Below are 19,165 nucleotides of genomic sequence, written 5' to 3' on the forward strand. Positions count from 1 at the left end.
CGCAATTCCGGGCGGAAAACCGTTTCACACTTTTCCTGGAATTGCTCTTAAGTCCGTTCAAGCCTTGTTCTTGTTGTAGACGTCGAAGATCACGGCGCCGAGCAGCACCAGGCCTTTGACCACCTGCTGCCAGTCGACATTGACGCCCATGATCGACATGCCGTTGTTCATCACGCCCATGATGAAGCCGCCGACCACCGCGCCGATGACCTGACCGACGCCGCCCATCGCCGAGGCGCCGCCGATGAAGACGGCGGCGATGACGTCGAGCTCGCTGCCGAGGCCCGCGGCCGGCACCGCCTGTCCCAGTCGCGCCGCGATGATCAGGCCGCCGAGCGCCGACAGCACGCCCATATTGATGAACACCATCAGCGTCAGCCGCTCGGTGTTGATGCCTGACAGCTGCGCGGCCTTGGCATTGCCGCCCATGGCGTAGATACGGCGGCCGATGGTCATGCGCTTGGTGACGAAGACGAACAGCGAGATCAGCACGCCCATGACGAGCAGCACGACCGGCAGGCCTCTGTAGCTGGCGAACTCATAGACCAGGAACAGCGCCAGGGCGCTGGCGACCAGCGTCTTGACGACGAACAGGGCAAAGGGCTCGGCCTCATAGCCATGGCGTTCGCGCTTGCGACGCGTCCTCACCCCGAAATAGGCATAGGCCAGCACGGCGATCAGGCCCAGCACGATCGTCGTCATGTGCAGCGTCAGGCCGCTGCCCATGATGGTCTTGCCGGCCGCGTTCACCGTCGGCGGGATCAGCGTCAGCGGGCCGATGACATCCGGGATGAAGCCCGAGCTGAGCATTTTGAAGTCGTCGGGAAGCGGACCGACCGAGGATCCGCCGCCCAGCAGCGCCTGGCAGATGCCGCGGAAGATCAGCATGCCGGCCAGTGTCACGATGAAGCTCGGTATTCTGTGATAGGCGATCCAGTAGCCTTGCGCCGCCCCGATCAGGCCGCCCACGACGAGGCAGATGATCGAAACCACCAGCGGATTGCTGAGCGGTCCAAGTTGCCAGATGACCATCATGTTTGCCGCCAGCGCGCCGATGAAACCGGCGACCGATCCGACGCTGAGGTCGATATAGCCGGAAACGATCACCAGCAGCATGCCCAGCGCCATCACGATGATGAACGAGTTCTGCTGCACCAGGTTGCTCAGGTTCACCGGCTTGAACAGCGTTCCCGACGTGGTGAACTGGAAAAACAGCATGATGACGATCAGCGCGATGATCAGGCCGTATTCGCGCAGGTTCGTGGCCAGCGCCGAGACGGCGATGCGTGGGCGCTGCTCTTCGGCGACATTGCCGTGCGGGGCGGGGGCGCTTTCGGTGCTCATGCTGCTTTTCCTTCTCCACGAACGATGGCGCGCATTATTTTTTCCTGGCTTGCTTCCGCGGCGGGCATTTCGCCCACGATGCGCCCTTCGTTCATGACGTAGATGCGGTCGGTGATGCCGAGCAATTCCGGCATTTCCGACGAGATGACCACGATCGCCTTACCCTCCGAGGCGAGTCGCGCGATGATCGTGTAGATTTCGTACTTGGCGCCGACATCGATGCCGCGTGTCGGCTCGTCGAGGATCAGCACGTCCGGGTCGGCGAACAGCCATTTCGACAGCACCACCTTCTGCTGGTTGCCGCCGGAAAGATTGCCGGTCAACTGATAGACGCTGGAAGCGCGGATATTGGTCTTCTTGCGATAGTCGTTGGCAACGGCGAGCTCGCGCATGTCGTCGATCACGCTGTGGCGGGCCACGCCGCCGAGATTGGCCAGCGTGATGTTGTGCTTGATATGGTCGATGAGGTTGAGCCCGTAGGTCTTGCGATCCTCGGTGACGTAGGCGATGCCGTGTTGGACCGCCTTGCTTACCGAGGACACATCGATCGGCTTGCCCTTGAGCAGCACCTCGCCTGTGATGCGGCGGCCGTAGGAGCGGCCGAACAGGCTCATGGCGAATTCGGTGCGGCCGGCGCCCATCAGCCCGGCAATGCCCACCACTTCGCCCTCGCGCACATTGATGTCGATACCCTTGATCACCTGCCGCTCGGCATGGAGCGGGTGATAGACCGACCAGTTCTTCACCTCGAACACGATCTCGCCGATATCAGGCTCGCGCGGCGGATAGCGGTCGTCGAGGGAACGACCGACCATCGAGGTGATGATGCGGTCTTCGGAGATGTCCTTCTTGGCCAGCGTCTCGATGGTGCGCCCGTCACGGATCACCGTCACCTTGTCGGCGACCCGGTTGATCTCGTTGAGCTTGTGCGAGATCAGGATCGAGGTCATGCCTTGCCGCTTGAATTCGAGCAGCAGGTCAAGCAGCGCCTGGCTGTCCTTTTCGCTGAGCGATGCCGTAGGCTCATCGAGGATCAGGAGCTTGACCTCCTTGCTCAGCGCCTTGGCGATCTCGACCAGCTGCTGCTTGCCGACGCCGATATTGGTGATCAGCGTCTTGGGGTCCTCCTTAAGGCCCACCTTCTTCAACAGCGCACTGGTGCGCTCCTCGTTGGCGTCCCAGTCGATGACGCCGAATTTCGCGTGCTCGTTGCCGAGGAAGATGTTTTCGGCGATCGACAGCATCGGCACCAGCGCTAGCTCCTGGTGGATGATGACGATACCCTTGTGTTCGCTGTCCTGGATGCCCTTGAACTGGCATTCCTGGCCTTGGAAGATGATCTGGCCGTCATAGGTGCCGGAGGGATAGACGCCCGACAGCACCTTCATCAGCGTCGACTTGCCGGCGCCGTTTTCGCCGACCACGGCGTGGATCTCGCCTTCCTCGACGCTGAGATTGACGTTCGACAGCGCCTTCACGCCGGGAAACGTCTTGGTGATGTCGCGCATCTCCAAAATCGTCGGGGCCATGGGGACTACCGCTCCTTGAGAGCTCGGCAAATATTGCCGGCGAGGTCGGTGACAATACCGGGCTCGCTGGTGAACGAAAAGGGGCCCTGCGTTGCGCAGGACCCCCTGACTTTGTAACCGGGATTACTTCAGTTCGTCGGCCTTGATGTAGCCGGAGTCGACGACCAGCGCCTGGTAGTTCGACTTGTCGACTTCATGCGGCGTCAACAGGATCGAGGGAACGACCTTGACGTCGTTGTTGTAGGTCTTTTCATCGAGTCCGTCCGGCTTGCCGCCCGAGAGCACCTTGTCGACGAGCTCGACGGTGGCCTTGGCCAGTTCGCGGGTGTCCTTGAACACGGTCGAGTACTGCTCGCCCGAGATGATCAGCTTGACCGAAGCGGTCTCAGCGTCCTGACCGGTCACGATTGGCCAAGGCTGAGCCTCGGTGCCGTAGCCGACGGCGCGCAGCGAGGCGGTGATGCCGCGCGACAGGCCGTCATAGGGCGAAAGAACGCCATCGACGCGGCTGCCATCCGAATAGTTGGCCGACAGCAGATTGTCCATGCGTGCCTGGGCGGTGGCGGCGAGCCAACGCAGCGTGCCGACCTTGTCCATGCCGGTCTGGCCGGACTTGATCTTGATCGAGCCGTCGTCGATCAGCGGCTGCAGGACGGAGATGGCGCCATTGTAGAAGAAGAAGGCGTTGTTGTCGTCGGGCGAGCCGCCGAACAGTTCGACGTTCCACGGCTTGGTGTTCGGGAAGCGTTCCTTGAGGCCCTTGACCAGCGAATTCGCCTGGATCACGCCGACGCCGAAATTGTCGAAGGTGGTGTAGTAGTCGACATTGGCGGTCTTCTTGATCAGGCGGTCATAGGCGACGACGACGACGCCCGCGTCAGCGGCCTTCTGCAGAGCATCCGACAGGGTGGTGCCGTCGATAGAAGCGATGATCAGCGCCTTCGGGCCTTTGGTGATTTCGTTTTCCAGCTGGCTGAGCTGGTTGGGGATGTCGTCCTGCGCGTATTGCAGGTCGACGGTGTAGCCGAGAGCCTCGAGCTGGGACTTGACGGCATCGCCGTCATTGATCCAGCGCTGCGAGGTCTTGGTCGGCATCAGCACGCCGACGAGACCCTTGTCGGCTGCGTGCGCCGAGTAGGTCATGGCAGCGATGCCAAGGGCCGCGACGGCGGCCAGTGTCTTGATGATTTTCACTTTAACTCTCCCTGTTTGATGGACGCGGCACCCCGGGGGTCGCGGGCCGCGCAATCGTGCAGAAGCGCCAAGGCACCGCTGCCGTCATATCGATCTCCGGTATCCTCCCATGGCCCCGAGACGCTGATTCAATCGATACGATTTTTCTCGTCGGCGACCGTCACGTCTTGGAACGCGCGGAGGGTGTGGGTCTTTGCCATAACTGTCAAATGCGATCTTTGATGGTTGCTATATCATGGTTGGTATATGTATTGCGACGTGACGGGCTGACCCCGATGTCGGTCGTACACGAGCAGAAGGCAGGGAAAGCGATGGCGCGGCCAGCGAATCCGACAACAGCTTCAGATGGTTACAGAGAAGCACCGGGCGATGGCGAAACCCTGCTGCGCAGCGGTCTCAGTCTGCGTCACATGCGCATGATCGTCGCGCTCGACGACCATGGCCGGGTCAGCGCGGCAGCCCAGGTTCTGAACATTTCGCAGCCGGCGGCCTCGCGCATGATCGCGGAGATGGAGGCGGTGCTGGAGGTCAAGCTGTGCGAGAGGCTGCCGCGCGGCATCACCTTGACGCCATACGGCAAGGCTTTGGCCAGGCGCGCGCGCTCGATCCTGCTGGAGATGCGCGAGGTCGACCGCGAGATTTCCGAGCTCAAGGCGGGCAAGGGTGGTTCGGTTTTCCTGGGTGCCGTGACCGCGCCGGCAATCGAGCTGGCGGTGCCGGCAATTCGTGAAATCCGCCGCATCTATCCGCGCATCGAGATCACCATGCAGGTCGAGACCTCCAATGTGCTGGCACGCGAGCTGATCGCCACGCGCCATGACTTCATCATCGCGCGCATCCCGGACGACCTCAATCCGCGGCTGTTCGAGTCGCGCGTCATCGGCGTCGAGAAAGCCTGCCTGATCGTGCGCCGTGGCCACCCGCTCACCAGGGGCAGCGTGGTGCGGCTGGAAGACACCGCCGCCTATGACTGGGTCTTCCAGTCGGGCGGCTCGCCCTTGCGCCAGGCGATGGAGAGCAACTTCCTCAACCGCAACATCGCTTTGCCGGACCGTATCCTGAACACCAGTTCGCTGCTCCTGACCCTGGTCATGGTCGCGCAATCCGATGCCATCGCACCGGTCTCTGTCCAGGTGGCGAAATTCATCCAGAACCCTGACGGGCTGGCCGGCGCCATCGACGTCGTCCAGACCGAATTCGACATCGAGGTCAGGCCCTACAGCCTGATCACGGTGAGGAATCGCGCGCTGTCGCCGGCCGCCAAGATGCTGCACGACTTCATTCTGAGGGAAGTGGGATGATGGCTGGATCAGGTAAGCTTCTCCGGCGAAAGCGCCGCCAGGCCGAGGCCAGCGAAAGCGAACTGGGAACATTATTTCCCGCCGATGCGTTCATGATCTTGCAAGGGACGATTTCTTCTGGAGGCTGAACATGCGCAGCTTCGAAATCATCGACCTGCTTTGCGTGATCGAGGCCTGCAAGCACGATCGATCGGTCGGCAATTTCGTGTCCATGGCTGAAGGCGTGGAAGAATTGCGGGTGTTGACCGGCGACTTCGTTTCATCGGATGACGCGGCGGCAAACGCCCTCGCAACGGTGGCGCTGGCGAGAGGCTGCTCGGTTGTGTTCGACGAACAGGCAGGCGCTGAAATGGTTCTGACGCCTTAGGCTGGAGCGGGTAGCGGGAATCGAACCCGCGCGTTCAGCTTGGGAAGCTGACAAGCTACCATTACATCATACCCGCGTGCGCCCTCGTTAGCATGAGGGTTGGCCTTCGGGCAATCGCAAAGCGGTCCGTTTCGGCACGACGCCGTCGTGCTGCGGATCACGGCGCGCCTGCGGCCGTGAATTGCCGGTTTGCCTTCGCGGCCTTGTCGCTGGTGGCGAAACTTGGCCAGTATTTCGAGATGGCCAGCGTCGCGCCGGCGGAAGAGAAGTGGCCATAGTCGAAGTAGAGAAATTCATTGGTCTTGGCGTCGGCGTATGAACAACCGGCCGAGTCGCACAGATACGTCAGCGGATCTATGAAATCGGCCCCTTTGGTGAACGGCAGAACCCGTGCGTTGATGCCCGGATCCATAGCCATAGGCCAGGATGTGGTTCCGGCATGCTCCCGCTTCACCAAGAAAGCGATCTTCTGGACGTCGGCGATGAATTCCGGAGACTGGCCGACGGTATAGACCTTGACCCCCATCTCGCGAAGCCGGTCGATCGTCTTCTGCAGGCCGGCGAAGCCCCTGGCCTGGTAGTCGGTCCATCGGCCGCTCAGGATCACCGCCTGGATGTTTGCGTCGCGAATGATCGACAAGGCCCGTTCGTTGAAGCGGGTGCAGGCGGGCCGAGCATAGGAAAAATAGGTCAGGTCGGGCGGACAGCCGGCATAGGTGTATTGGATGACATTGGCCTGGATTTTCTGGGCGTTGGGCTCAAGTCCCGATACATAATGGGCAGCGAAAGAATCGCCCCACAGCAGCACATTGGTGGCAAAGCCCGTTGTACGGGTGCAGTCGGCGAGATTCCAGTCTTCGATGCGGGTCCCGTTTTCGTTGAAGCAGATGCCGTTGCGCCAGTCGCCGACCCGGATACGTTCGGTCGAGAAGTCCGGGAACCGTTGCGGGAAACCGTTGCCCAGTGCACCGGCCAAACCACCGGCGCACAGCAGCGCGATGGCCGTCGCCGAAAAAGCGAAGATAGGCAGCGGTGCGGTATAGGCTCGTTTCTGGCGGAAGGGCTGCTCGACATATTTCCAGGAGAATGCCGCCAGGGCGAAACTGGCCACCGTCATCGCGACAATCGTTGGCACACCGACGGTCTTCAGCGAGAGATAATGGACGAACGAGTTGATTGGCCAGTGGACGAGGTAAAGCGAATAGGAAATCAGGCCGACCCAGACCAGCGGCGCCAACCGAAGCACGCGAGTGGCGACAGGTGCCGGCCTGTCCGCGTTATCCTGGCCAGCATAGATCAGCAGTGCTGTTCCGATGCAGGGGAATAGGGCATTGTAGCCGGGAAACGGATCGCTGTCCGAAATCATCACAAAGCCAAACGCAATCAGGGCAAAGCCGGCGAGGCCGATCAGTTCCACCGCCAGCCGACCGGCTAGGACCGGAGGCTTCCGCAACATCAGCATGGCGCCCAGCGCCAGCTCCCATATGCGCGTCGGCAAGAGATAGAAGCCTGCCGTCGGTGCCAGCGAGGTTGCTATGACTGCCAGGGCAAAGCTGCCGACGGCCATCGGCAGAAGTACCGTCAGCCAGCGCTTCGAGACGTATCGGTGGATCAGATAAAGCAGGATCGGCGCGAAGATATAATACTGCTCTTCCACCGAAAGCGACCATGTGTGCAGGAGCGGCCGCAGTTCTGCGTCGATGGAGAAATAGTTCATCGTTCTCCAGAAATAGATATTCGACCAGAAGGTCGCGGCGGCGATCACGCTAAGGCTGAATTCGTGGAGATCCGAAGGCAGAAGGATGAACCAGGCGGCAATGCTCGAGAGCAGGATGACGAAGGTCAGCGCCGGCAGGATGCGCCGGGCGCGGCGCCAGTAGAAGCGGCCGATCGAGAACTGGCCCCGCTCAAGATCATCGAGCAGGCTGCCGCTGATCAGATAGCCCGATATGACGAAGAAGATGTCGACACCGGTGAAGCCGCCAGGAATGGCGGACACGCCGAAATGGAAGAGCACGACGGGCAGCACCGCAACGGCCCGCAGGCCGTCGATGTCGCGCCGGTAGTTCATCCGGCCGGCTCGCGCGCGACCACCATGATCCGTGCGGCCGCACCCGACACGCTCATGCGGCGATGCCTTCGGTCGTGCTGAAAATCCCGGCTCGTCGGTCTCACAGGCTTACCCTCAGGCAGCAATTTTGCTGCGCTGCAACATGGGTGTCAAGGCATATATTGGCTGTCGCGAAATCCGCCAGGAACGCACAGGATCAGGCGCCGGGCAGATAGATTACCGCGTAATCGTCCGAGTAGGCCCGTTTCCAGCCCAACTGGTCGAAGAAGGGAATCCGGCTGTCGTCGGCCGACAGCAGCGCCCAATCTATTGCGTATTTCTTCAGGCGGGCTTCGAGGAGCGGCTTGCCGTCTCCGCGTCCGGTGTCGTTGTCGCTCTTTGTGAAGCCGCCCAGGAACAGCTGGTCCGTCCGTCCGTCGATATAGGTCTTGAACCCATGGAAAATCAGCGTGCCGCCGAAATTGTAGGAATTCAACACATTGCCGGACAGATGATGGCTTTGCGCGAAGGCCAGCGCCCCGCTGGCCGATGTCTTCGGGCTCGGCGCGACCTGATAGGCGCTGCCGAGCACGGCGATCCCGCCGATCAGCAGAACGGCTGCCGTGCCGCAGATGGCGTAGAACCGTCTGGCTAAGAATCTCTCCAGCCCGTCGCGCTTTTCGGCCAGCCATGCGGTGGCTGAAAGCGAGTGATATTGCTGTGCGACCTCGGCCGCCATCACCAGCGGAATCAGCAGGAAGAACAGATACATGAAGCGCACATGGGCGAGATAGACATGCAGGGTGAAGACGACGAACAACGCCTTGGCCCAGCCAATTCGCAACCGGGATACCAGAAGCCCGAAAAGCGCCAGCAGCATCGCCGCTTCCTGGACAGGACTGTCCGGCTGACTGAACGGTTTCCATTCCATGATCAGCGACACCGCCTCATTGCCGTAGGCCACGGCGAGCGTCGCGAGGATGGCCTGGACGCCGTAGGGGTGGATCAGGCTCACCAGCGGGCAAAGCAGGCCGAACGCGATCCACTTCGCCAGCAGGGACGGTTTCGACAGGCCCGTGCGCGCCAGCAGATCGAGACCGGCGAAAGCCGCGATGACGAAGCTCAAGGTGAAGGTGGCGTGCAGGTTCGCCCATAATACGACCAGCACAAGCAGCCACCAGGGCGGCGCCCGTTCTTCCCTTGCCGCACCGAAGAGGACCGCTGTCCAGATGACGATGATCGGGAAGGTGAAGACATGCGGACGCGCCGTGAAGATCGGGTTGATCAGGAACACCGCGGCGAACGCCAGTGTAATCGCCAGGATCGGCTTCAGCCATGCGCTGAGAAACCACCCCATCAGGAAAACCGTCAGGGAGATCGAGGCGATGATCGCGTTGACGACCCCGTTCCAGCCGCCCGCCCGGTAGGCAAGAGCCAGCAGGACCTGCCCCAGCCATTCCTTGGCAATCCAGGGCTGGCCGGCAAACGTGTAGGAATAGGGATCGACGGTCGGAAATGTCCGGTTAGTCAGGAAATCCAGACCGACCTTCACTTGCCACCAGCTGTCGGGATCCTGCAGGGTGGCGCCTGCCTGGGCACCCAACGCACCCGCCATCGCCAAGGCCGCGAGCAGGCAGAAGATCAGCCTGCTCCGCTCGTTGTATGTCGCGGCCGCCGCACTGGCCTGAGCGTCGTTCATGCTGCGCCGCCTCTAATCGGTTCCGGTGACAGTTGGGTGTTCAAGGTGTTGGATTGGCGGGCTGCCGCCGAGGCTTGTCGGCCACCCGAACTGTGCGGTCGGTGCTGTCGTCCCCACGCCCCACAAACACGAAGCGAGCCGAGCCAAGATAGAAAACAACCGAATAGACGCAGATTCCCGCGAGGTGGACCAGCGGGTTTTCGACGATGCCTGCTGAACGGGCGGCGATTACGACGGCCAGATTGATGCTGTAGGCGACCAGAAAGACACCCCCATAGCGCAGCGCGGTCCCGGGCTTGAAGCCATCGGCTCTGCTGAAGGTCCATTGGCGGTTGAGGAAGAAGCCGAGGACAAGGCCGGCGGCATAGCCCGTGGCGTTGGCAAGGATGTCGCCCAGACCCAGCGCAAGCCCGGCCAGAATGACCGCGTATCCCAGCGCCGTGTTCAACAGACCGACGGCGCCAAATCGCAGCATCCTCGGGAAGTCAAACGGCAGGCTTGACCACATGCGCAAAATATTGGGCTCCGACAGGTACCTTGGTGAGGAAGCGCTCGAACGGCCTCAGTCTCGCAAGCATCCGAGGAAAGAAAATCCGGTAGACGATCCTCGTATTGGCAAGGCCCGCCTCGGCCATGCGCCCGCGCATCTCGCGCGAATTTATCAAAACCGCGTTTTCGTCGAAGGCACAGTTCCTCACCGCGTGCGTGGTCAGCGGGTTCCAAGGATTGTGTTCGAAGACGAAGAAGCTGCCGCCATAGGCCAGCACCCTGCCGATCTCGGCGAACAGTCCGATCTGCAGGTTCTCGGGGATATGGTGGAAGACGCAGGCCGCGAAGGCCAGGTCGAAGCTGCCGTCGGCAAAGGGAATTGTCTTGCCGTCGAAATGCGTGAAGGCGGCCTGGCCGGGAAAGCGCTTGCTGGCGATGTCGAGCGATTCCCGCGAAGGATCGAGCAAGGTGATCTCCGCGTCGGGAAACGCGTTGCGCATATGGCCGAGCGAATTGCCGACGCCGGCGCCGAAATCCAGTATTCGTCGCGGTTTGACACCGGCCCGCCGCAGCGTCGCGGCGACGTCGTCGATCTTGTACCTGGCGAAGAAATCCGGGTTTTCGCCGCTCAGCCTTATGCTTGCGGCATGCTGCTCCTGATATTCCCGCGCAAACTGGTCGAATTCCGCCTCAAGCACGTGCGGCCCTCTTTGCCATCTCCTGCAGGCGATGGACCGGCAATTCGCCGTCCTCCACCGCCTGGCTGCGCGAAACGATCTCGTTGACGAAGTAGAGCGGCCGCCGCTTTGTCTCCATGTACATGCGCCCGAGATACTCGCCGAAGATTCCAAGCACCATAAGCTGGACGCTGCCGAGGATCAGCACGATCGCGGCGAGGCTGGTCCAGCCGGGCAACACGTTTCCGACCGACCATTCGAGCAGCGTGTAGCCGAGCACGACCAGCCCCAGAAGCCCGAACATCATTCCGAGCAGCGAGGCGAACCGCAAGGGCACGATGGAGAAGCTGGTCATGGCGTCGACCGCCAGAAGAAGCATTTTCTTCAGCGGATAGTGGGTGGTGCCGGCAAAGCGGCGGTGCCGCTCATAGGGGAAAGCCACCTGTCTCAGCCCGATCCAGCTCACCATGCCGCGAATGAACCTGTAACGTTCTGGCATCGCGTTCAGATGGTCGAGCGCGCGACGGTTCATCAGTCGGAAATCACCGGTATTCGGGGCTATGTCGACGTCGACCATCCGGCGCAGCAAGCGATAGAACATGGATGCGGAGGCGAGCTTGAACCAGCTTTCGCCATCGCGCGTCAGCCTCTGGCCGTAAACCACATCGAAGCCTTCGTTCATCTTCGTCATCATCGCGCCGAGCAGTTCAGGCGGATCCTGCAGGTCGGCATCGAGAATGAGAATGCGCTGGCCGCGACAGAATTCGAGCCCGGCGCTCAACGCGATCTGGTGGCCGTAATTGCGGGCAAGGTCGATGGCGACGATATGGTCGTCCTTTTCGGCCAGCTGCAGAATGGCCTCGCGCGTACCGTCGGTCGCGCCATCGACGACAAGGACGATCTCGTAGGAAGGGCCTTGCCCAAGGCATGCGGCCGTTACCCGCCGATGCAGTTCGGCCACGCCATCCAGCTCGTTGTAGCATGGGATGACCACCGACAGCATGACGCCGCGTCGCGCGGTGTTTCTCTCCGTCTCCACCAAAGCCTTGCTCCCGCTATCCGATTGGGAATAGCGGCAATTGGTTAGAAAACAGATAAGCCAGCGGGATCGGCCGCAACCGTGGGCCGGCCATCATTTCTGCCGCACGCGGCCACCGCCCGAACCGGCAACTCCATGCGGATGCGGGCGCCTTGCCAGGAGCCGGCCAATATCCGGATGGAGCCATCGTGCAGCAGTGCGATCTGCCGGGCAAGGTTCAATCCCAGGCCCGCGCCGCGCGATTGCGGCCGCAGTCGGTAGAAGGGCTCGAAAACGTTCTCGTGCTCATCGGCTGGAATGCCTGGGCCTTCGTCGCGGATTTCGACGCCGCCGTTTTCATCGATCGCTATGGTGATCGTGCCGGAACCGCCGCCATGATCGATGGCATTGCGCACGAGATTTGCCAGCGCCCGCTCGATCTGCAGCACGTTGATCTCGACATGGACCTTGTTGGCTGGCGGCTCGAAGGCAAGATCGTAGCCTGCTTCGATGGCGAGCGGGGCGAAGTCGGCGGCGACCCGGCCGACAAGATCGCAGAGGTCTATGATCTGGCGCTGGTCCGCCGGGCGGTCGAGCAGCTGGTGGTCGAGCAGCTGTTGCGCAAGATGCGACAGGCGCTCGATGTCATGCAGCAGGCGCGCGCTTTGCGGTTCCTGCTTCAGCAATTCGGCGCGCGTGCGCAGGATGGCGATCGGCGTGCGCAGTTCGTGCGCCGCGTCGGTGAGGAAGCGGTTGTGCCGGTCATAGCCCTGGGCGAGGCGCGCCAGCGTCTGGTTGAAGGCATGCACCAGCGGCGCGATCTCCTGCGGCACATTCTTGACCGGCAGCTGCATCGCACGGGTGCCGATGTCGATGCGCGCGGCCTGCTGGACGGTGTCGACGAGGCCGGCAAACGACCGGCGCACGACGGCTGGCGTCGTCACCAGGGTCGTGGCTCCCATGACGAGGACGATCGGCAGCAGCAGGATGACGATGATGGCCGCGAGAGCGGGAAGCGCCTTCTCCCAGTTCCTGCTGCCGTCCGGGTTCTTGGCGACGTCGATGGTGGCCGAAATGGTGACTTCGAGGCCGTCGGTCTCTTCCCGCGACGATCGCGTCGCGGCAATGATCTGAACCGTGCCAGCCTTGGTCGAAACTTTTTCGAGGTAGGCCTCCGGCCTCAAATCATCTTCGGAAAATCCGATGGTGGCGTGATCGGCCTGGCCCAGCAGATCGCCAAAATTCCTGGTGTAGACGTCGGGTATGCTGCCGAAGCGGATGCTCTGGCCGTTGTTGTCGCGGATGATGTACCAGACATTGGGGAACCCCTTACGAAACGAACGCAATCCATCGGTCTCATGGACGATCAATCTGCCGTTGCCGTCACGATCGACGGCATCCTTGAGGGTGGCGACGGCAGCCTCGTTGTCGACAAGAAGCCGTGGATCGGCGATCCACAGCGCGGCCGCGCACAGCACGATGAAGACAAGAAGCGTCGCCGCCTGCAACAGGATCATCCGCCGCACCAGCACCCATTGCAGCGATCGCGTGCGCGACTTCTTCACGAGGCGGCCCGCAAGAGATAACCGAGGTTGCGGATCGCCCTGATCTCGATGCCGGCAGCGACGTCGTCGAGCTTGCGACGCAGCCGCGAAATGTGCGCATCCAATGCATTGGAGCCGATCTCGTCGTCGAGAGCATAGACGGCTTCTTCCAGCGCCCCGCGCATGATCGTCCGCCCCGGCCTGCGGATGAGCGTTTCGAGCACCAGCCGCTCGCGCCGCGGCAGTTCCAGCGCCTGGTCCTCGACAAGCGCCTCGCGATGGCGGAAATCATAGGTGAGGCGGCCGACCATCACCTGATTGGCACGCGTGGTGAACGAACGCCGGTGCAAGGCATTGAGCCTGGCGACCAGTTCCACCGTGGCGAACGGCTTGACCATGTAGTCGTCGGCGCCGGCGTCGAGCCCCGCCACGCGATCGTCGAGCCCGCTGAGCGCCGTCAACGCGATCACCGGCACGTCCAGATGCAAGGCCCGCAGGCGCGGGATCAGGCTGAGGCCATCGCCATCCGGCAGCCGGCGGTCCAGCACCACCGCGTCATGGTGGCCGAGCCGCGCCACGGCTTCGGCATCCGCCAGTGTCGCGGCATGGTCGACGATGATGTCCTGGCGCTCGAGCGCGGTCTTCAGCACCGAGGCCATTTCCGGCTCGTCCTCGATCAGCAGGATGCGCATGCGCACTCTCCGTCACAGGCAGCCGGCACGCTGTGGCAATTCATTCGCATTCCAGCTTCGGTTGACGAAAATTGGTGATGAACCATCTGCCGCCCGAGGCGCGGGCATAGAACGTATAGAAGCATTCCTGGCGCTCGATATAGCCAGGCGTTTCGGTTTCTTCGTAGACGGTTCCGTGTTTTGTGTGGCGAACTTCGCCGCTGGAGCTTCCGGAAACCGCATTGGTGGATATTTTCCGCCACTGATAGGCCCGCTCGCCCCGGCCGAGATCAACGACGGCGGTCGGCGGCCCGTAGTCCAGAATGACCGATTCGACCGGTTGCCCGATGTAGTTCTTCATGATGTCGGAGGCGCATCCCGTCAGCACCAGCACGATCGCGATGAAGAACGCCTTGGAGATCCACACCAGATGGTTTGCGCTGCGTTTGGACATATCCGATTCCCGTCATCAAGGTCATCCGCGGCACCGAATGCATGTCGCCCAAAAGCGGTCCCGGTTTTGGGACAACGACATGCACAAAACAAAACCTGAAGCGGGCCGCATGATCCGTTTCGATGCGACGCGCTTTAGGACGTGAAGATTGCATCGGCATTACGCAGGACCTGGCACCCAAATGCGGTCTGCCGACATGCGTCGATGACGGTGCGGATGGAGGCAAAGCAATCGCGCGGCCCCGTTGCATCCGGGCGCCGCGCAAGGTCGTTCAAGCAGAATACAGAACAGGTTCAACGGAACCCATGGCCTGCCCTAGAACCGGTAGTTGATGCCGGCCTTCAGTTCATGGCTGCCGATCGTCGCCTTGGATTTGCCCAGGGCGGACGTCGTTTCGACGCCTGGGGTGCGCACATAGTCATATTCGACCTTGGCCGAGAGGCCGCCGGCAAAACCCTGCTCGATGCCGCCGCCGACCAGATAGCCGAGTTTCCATCCGTCGATATCGTTCACCTTGTCGCCCTTGTCGAATTTGGTCATGGCGACGCCGCCGGTTCCAAACAGCAGCGTCTGGTCGAAGCTCAAGCCGGCCTTGGCCTTGGCGGCACCGCGCCATTTTTCCTTGATCTTGCCGCCCCGGACGTCGTGCTCGGCGCCGCCCAGATAGGAGCCCTCGATCTCGGCACCGAGAACCGCTGGACCCATCTGCTGGTTGTAGCCGGCCTGAACGCCGCCGCTGAGACCATTCCTGCCGGCAAACGGGTTCGGCATCCCGGTGAACGCCGTGCCGCCATGCACGCCGACATAGGCGCCGCTCCACTGGAACGCGGGGGGATCATTGTAGGCGGGCGAAAGGTCGGCGGCCATCGCCGGCCCCAGGAGGTACATGGCAAGGGCACTTGCCGTCAGGATGATCTTTGCTTGAGAGAACACTGCATTACTCCAACACACGCGCGCATCCGGCAATCGATGCGCAGGTTTCCCGAAGAACTCGACCGTTGAGGCGGTCGGGCTCCGATTTGGTGTCTTTCAGGGATGGTTGCGCGGTCCTGGGACTGGCTTTCGCCAGTTGTGGTAGGGGGTCAGATCGCCCGCGCGGCCAATCGCCTGAAAGACGCCGACCGTCTCGCAGGCGAAAATTGCACGCACATTGCGGGAAATCGAAAAATGAAGGTTTTTCGCTTTGTTTTCAATAAATTAAAGCGATGTTGTTTACGCAAATTTAACAGTCTGGCGCGGGTTTAGTCCGTTTGGCAGCACAAGCCTGCCATGCAATCGCGCGGTGCAGGCCGTTGGCATCCCGCAAAACTCCCGGCTTGAAGCGGACAAGCCAAGTGCGTATGTCTGGCCGACGCCCTCGAGCCTGGGTGCCTCAATCGGGAGACGAGCCTTGTCCGCACTGACGCGCTTTCTTGGCGACTCGCCGCTCAAGGTGATCCTGAAACTGCTGGTGGTGTCTTTCCTCGTCGGCCTGGTCATGAATGCCTTCGGCTGGTCGCCGATGGATGTGCTCTACGGCATCCGGAAGTTCTTCATGGACCTGTGGAATCTCGGCTTCCACGCCATCGACCGCTTCCTCGGCTATATCCTGCTGGGCGCGGCTATCGTCGTGCCGGCCTTCATCCTGCTCAGGCTTGCCAACTACCGGAAGTAGAGCATGATCCCGAAAAGTGGGAACCGGTTTTCTCGGACAAACGGAAACCGTTTGTCCCGAGATCATGCTTGAAGAACTACCGGGCGTAGCCTGCGGCGACCTCGAACAGGATGGCGTGGCGCGCGGCAAGGGCGGGCACATCGGTGGAATAGCCACCGCCGATGACGCCGCAGACCGGAACGCCCTGCGCGCGAAAATGGCTGATGACCATGTCGTCACGGGCGCGCAGACCGTCATCCGACAGCGACAGCCTGCCAAGCCGGTCATCTGCATGGACGTCGACGCCGGCATTGTAGAACACGATGTCCCAATGCGCCTGGGCGGACAGCTCCGGCAGGATGGCGGCGAGCCTCTCGAGATAGGCAGCGTCACCCGTGCCATCGGGCAGCGCGACATCGAGGTCGGAGGCGATCTTGCGCACGGGGTAGTTGCGGTCGCCATGCATGGAAAAGGTGAACACGCGCGGGTCATCGGCGAGAATATCCGCCGTGCCGTCGCCCTGGTGCACGTCGAGATCGACGACCAGGATGTTTCGTGCCGCGCCTTCGGCCAGCAGCACCAATGCGGCGACGGCGACATCGTTGAAGGTGCAGAAGCCCGCGCCTTGCGCGCGCCGCGCATGGTGGCTGCCGCCGGCAGTGTTGCAGGCGATACCGTGGCGCAAGGCCAGCCGCGCCGCCAGCACCGTGCCGCCGGTGGCAAGCTGCGCGCGCAGCGAGACGCGGGGGCCGATCGGAAAACCGATCTCGCGTTCGATCTTTTCGGGCACGCGGCAGTTGACGACCTGGTCGACATAGTCCGCCGCATGGGCAAGCTCCAGCCATGAAGCCGGCGCCGGTTCGGCGGTGCTGAGCGCCTCGGGGCCGGCGAGGCCGCGTGTCCGCAGCGCCTCCATCAGCAGGGGATATTTGCTCATCGGAAAGCGATGGTTGACGGCGAAGCCGGCGTCGTAGTCGGGATGATGGACGATCTGCAGAGGCATGAACTCGTATCCGGCTGGCTCACGCCAGACCGGGATTTCGGTTGGCCGTCAAGGGATAGGTGATTGCGCGGTGGCCGGAAAATGGGGCACATCGACGGTTCCATCAAGCCGCAATCAGCAAGGCAGCAATCCTTGGACAAAGGTGCAACCCCAGCCGACGCCGGATCCCCGATCCTCTCGGGATCGCCGATTCACTCCGGATCATTTGTCGTCACCAACCGCTCCGTGCTCGCCATCGCGGTGCCGATGACGCTAGCCTATCTGACGACGCCGATGCTCGGCCTGGTCGACACGGCTGTCGTCGGCCAGTTCGGCGATGCCGCCTTGCTTGGCGGCCTGGCGGCCGGCGCATTGATCTTCGACGTCGTCTTCACCTCTTTCAATTTCCTGCGCTCGGGCACCACCGGCCTTGTCGCACAGGCGTTCGGGCGTGGCGATGCCCTGGAGGAACAGGCGGTGTTCTGGCGCGCCGTGCTGATCGCGGTTATCGCCGGCATCGTGCTCGCTGCCCTTGCGCCGCTGGTCGCCATCGCCGGGCAAAAATTCATGGGCGCCGAACCGCGCGTCAGCGAGGCGATGGGCGTCTACATCAGGATCAGGCTGCTTGCAGCCCCCTTTTCGCTGATCAACTACGCCATCCTCGGCTACGTGCTGGGGCGGGGCGAGGGCGGGCTTGGACTGGTGCTGCAATTGGTGCTGAACGGCATCAACATCGCGCTGTGCTTCCTGCTTGGGCTGGAACTTGGCTGGGGCGTCGCCGGCGTTGCCTGGGCGACCGTCACCGGTGAGTTCCTGGCCATGCTGCTCGGCCTGGCCATCGTGATCCGCCGGTTTCGCGCGGCCCCGCCCTTGCCGCGCCATCGCCTGCTCGACATGACCGCCTTCCTGCGCATGCTGTCGCTCAACCGCGACATCATGATCCGTTCGTTCTCGCTGCTCGCCGCCTTTGCATTGTTCACCCGCCAGGGCGCGCAGTTCGGCACGGTGACGCTGGCCGCCAACGCCGTGCTGATGAATTTCTTCCTCGTCGCCGGCTATTTCCTCGATGGCTTTGCCACCGCCGCCGAACAGCTGGCGGGCCGTGCCGTCGGCGCACGTGCCGCCGCACCGTTCCGCCAGGCCGTGCGGCTGACGCTGTTCTGGGGTTTCGGGCTGGCGGGAGCCGCGACGCTGGTAATGCTGTCTGGTGGCGCCAATCTGGTCGCTCTCGTGACGACATCGGAGGACGTCCGTTCGGTGGCCGACATCTACCTGCCATGGGCGGCATTCACGGCGCTGAGCGGTGTGCTGGCGTTCCAGATGGATGGCGTCTTCATCGGCGCGACCTGGTCCCGCGACATGCGCAACATGATGCTGCTGTCGTTCCTGGTTTTCGCGGCCGCGCTGCTGACCCTTGCGCCGGCCTTCGGCAACACTGGACTTTGGGCGGCGCTGCACGTCTTCCTGCTGGTGCGAGGCTTCAGCCTGCTGACGATCCTGCGGCTCAGGGTGCGGACGGCGTTTTAGACGGTGTCCCCCGGAAGGCCCTGCGCCGTCCAGGACACTGAGCGGCAGCTTCGCGATAGGAATTTTTTCTTGACTCGGTGACCTCAGCTGTGGTAGATTTTTGCCCATGGTGCTGATTTGCGCCAATGACCCGCCGCACTGGCGGGTTTTTTGTTTGATGCGCCGTCAGCCAACGCCCGGCGAAAGCTCCGAAGGAACCCTTTGACCCGAGTTCGTTGCACCATCTGCGAGCGGGCCGTCAGCCGCGACCTGCGCTCCTGAGAGCAGTTCAGAGTTGCCTGGACGCCCAGAAGTCGAGGCGGCTGTCGCGCAACTCGCAAATCGACTTCAGCCGTTCTTTTTCGACGAAACGGGCCATTCCGGAAAGAATACGGCCTGGCAGCGAAGGCCCGGCATAGATCATGCCGGTGTAGAGCTGCACCAGATCGGCACCCGCACGGATCTTGTCCAGCGCCGTATCGGCGGAATCGACGCCGCCGACGCCGACGATGGCAAGCTCCGGCCCGAGCAGTTTGCGCATCTTCGCCAGCACGATGGTCGAACGCTCGAACAGCGGCTTGCCGGAGAGCCCCCCGCTCTCGCGCGCGGTGTCGCCGCTGCGCAGTGGCGGTCGGGAGATGGTGGTGTTGGAGACGATGACGCCGTCCACCCGCTTTTCCGTGACTTCGGCGGCGATGTCCTCCAGC

17 protein-coding genes, 1 tRNA gene and 1 pseudogene are annotated in these 19,165 nt (G+C 62.3%); 4 read left to right on the forward strand and 15 right to left on the reverse strand.

Going from position 1 to position 19,165, the window contains the following annotated elements:
• Positions 1–57 precede the first annotated feature (57 nt).
• The 3 genes from mmsB to chvE all read right to left on the reverse strand — a co-directional run bounded on the left by mmsB (position 58) and on the right by chvE (position 4,067).
• On the reverse strand, positions 58–1,344 hold the full coding sequence (gene mmsB, locus EN949_RS06950; protein WP_013533634.1) for a multiple monosaccharide ABC transporter permease: 1,287 nt from the start codon (positions 1,342–1,344) through the stop codon (positions 58–60).
• Positions 1,341–2,873 (reverse strand): multiple monosaccharide ABC transporter ATP-binding protein, encoded by a 1,533-nt coding sequence (gene mmsA / locus EN949_RS06955; protein WP_063170018.1) that lies wholly within the window; start codon positions 2,871–2,873, stop codon positions 1,341–1,343. The genes mmsB and mmsA overlap by 4 nt, the downstream gene beginning before the upstream one ends.
• 123 nt (positions 2,874–2,996) lie before the next feature.
• On the reverse strand, positions 2,997–4,067 hold the full coding sequence (chvE, locus tag EN949_RS06960; RefSeq protein ID WP_027161715.1) for a multiple monosaccharide ABC transporter substrate-binding protein: 1,071 nt from the start codon (positions 4,065–4,067) through the stop codon (positions 2,997–2,999).
• A 311-nt stretch (positions 4,068–4,378) separates the two neighbouring features.
• On the opposite strand from chvE, the gene EN949_RS06965 reads away from it, so the two are divergent.
• Positions 4,379–5,368, forward strand: a complete 990-nt coding sequence (locus EN949_RS06965) for a LysR family transcriptional regulator (protein ID WP_027161714.1) — start codon at positions 4,379–4,381, stop codon at positions 5,366–5,368.
• Between the two features lie 130 nt (positions 5,369–5,498).
• Entirely contained in the window at positions 5,499–5,735 is a 237-nt protein-coding gene (locus EN949_RS06970; protein WP_024503153.1) for a hypothetical protein, read from the forward strand.
• A gap of 2 nt (positions 5,736–5,737) precedes the next feature.
• On the opposite strand, the gene EN949_RS06975 is transcribed toward EN949_RS06970, so the two are convergent.
• The 10 genes from EN949_RS06975 to EN949_RS07020 form a co-directional block, all read right to left on the reverse strand.
• Positions 5,738–5,811, reverse strand: a tRNA-Gly gene (locus EN949_RS06975).
• 81 nt (positions 5,812–5,892) lie between these two features.
• A complete protein-coding gene (locus EN949_RS06980) occupies positions 5,893–7,806 on the reverse strand; it encodes an acyltransferase family protein (RefSeq protein WP_063170019.1) in 1,914 nt (637 codons plus the stop codon).
• A gap of 196 nt (positions 7,807–8,002) precedes the next feature.
• Positions 8,003–9,484 carry a hypothetical protein gene (locus EN949_RS06985; RefSeq protein ID WP_063170020.1) on the reverse strand — a complete coding sequence of 494 codons (1,482 nt, stop codon included), beginning with the start codon at positions 9,482–9,484 and terminating at the stop codon, positions 8,003–8,005.
• 40 nt (positions 9,485–9,524) lie between these two features.
• Complete coding sequence (locus EN949_RS06990; RefSeq protein WP_063170021.1) at positions 9,525–9,992, reverse strand: GtrA family protein; 468 nt, start codon at positions 9,990–9,992, stop codon at positions 9,525–9,527.
• Positions 9,970–10,671: a class I SAM-dependent methyltransferase gene (locus tag EN949_RS06995; protein ID WP_063170022.1), complete on the reverse strand. Its 702-nt coding sequence runs from the start codon at positions 10,669–10,671 to the stop codon at positions 9,970–9,972. The genes EN949_RS06990 and EN949_RS06995 overlap by 23 nt, the downstream gene beginning before the upstream one ends.
• Positions 10,664–11,653 (reverse strand): glycosyltransferase family 2 protein, encoded by a 990-nt coding sequence (locus tag EN949_RS07000; protein ID WP_181172679.1) that lies wholly within the window; start codon positions 11,651–11,653, stop codon positions 10,664–10,666. The genes EN949_RS06995 and EN949_RS07000 overlap by 8 nt, the downstream gene beginning before the upstream one ends.
• An 80-nt stretch (positions 11,654–11,733) precedes the next feature.
• Entirely contained in the window at positions 11,734–13,233 is a 1,500-nt protein-coding gene (locus EN949_RS07005; RefSeq protein WP_063170024.1) for a HAMP domain-containing sensor histidine kinase, read from the reverse strand.
• Positions 13,230–13,904: a response regulator transcription factor gene (locus tag EN949_RS07010; RefSeq protein WP_013533623.1), complete on the reverse strand. Its 675-nt coding sequence runs from the start codon at positions 13,902–13,904 to the stop codon at positions 13,230–13,232. Before EN949_RS07010 ends, EN949_RS07005 begins: the two co-directional genes overlap by 4 nt.
• Before the next feature lie 40 nt (positions 13,905–13,944).
• Entirely contained in the window at positions 13,945–14,337 is a 393-nt protein-coding gene (locus EN949_RS07015) for a hypothetical protein (RefSeq protein ID WP_013533622.1), read from the reverse strand.
• Positions 14,338–14,652: 315 nt separating this feature from the next.
• Positions 14,653–15,270 carry an outer membrane protein gene (locus EN949_RS07020; protein ID WP_082826646.1) on the reverse strand — a complete coding sequence of 206 codons (618 nt, stop codon included), beginning with the start codon at positions 15,268–15,270 and terminating at the stop codon, positions 14,653–14,655.
• Between the two features lie 457 nt (positions 15,271–15,727).
• Here EN949_RS07020 and EN949_RS07025 point away from each other — a divergent pair, with 457 nt between their 5' ends.
• The gene (locus EN949_RS07025; RefSeq protein WP_013533620.1) at positions 15,728–15,991 is read left to right on the forward strand and encodes a DUF6460 domain-containing protein; all 264 of its coding nucleotides are present in this window, start codon (positions 15,728–15,730) and stop codon (positions 15,989–15,991) included.
• A 76-nt stretch (positions 15,992–16,067) separates the two neighbouring features.
• Here EN949_RS07025 and EN949_RS07030 read toward each other — a convergent pair whose 3' ends face one another.
• Positions 16,068–16,973, reverse strand: a complete 906-nt coding sequence (locus tag EN949_RS07030) for a histone deacetylase (protein WP_063170026.1) — start codon at positions 16,971–16,973, stop codon at positions 16,068–16,070.
• A gap of 132 nt (positions 16,974–17,105) precedes the next feature.
• Here EN949_RS07030 and EN949_RS07035 point away from each other — a divergent pair, with 132 nt between their 5' ends.
• Entirely contained in the window at positions 17,106–18,479 is a 1,374-nt protein-coding gene (locus EN949_RS07035) for an MATE family efflux transporter (RefSeq protein WP_082826726.1), read from the forward strand.
• A gap of 268 nt (positions 18,480–18,747) precedes the next feature.
• On the opposite strand, the pseudogene EN949_RS07040 reads toward EN949_RS07035, so the two are convergent.
• Positions 18,748–19,165: pseudogene (locus EN949_RS07040) on the reverse strand (dihydroorotate dehydrogenase (quinone)); the annotation flags it as partial.

The sequence above is a fragment of the Mesorhizobium sp. M7A.F.Ca.US.007.01.2.1 genome (assembly GCF_003998165.1).
In the GTDB taxonomy this organism is placed as follows: Bacteria; Pseudomonadota; Alphaproteobacteria; order Rhizobiales; family Rhizobiaceae; genus Mesorhizobium; species Mesorhizobium ciceri.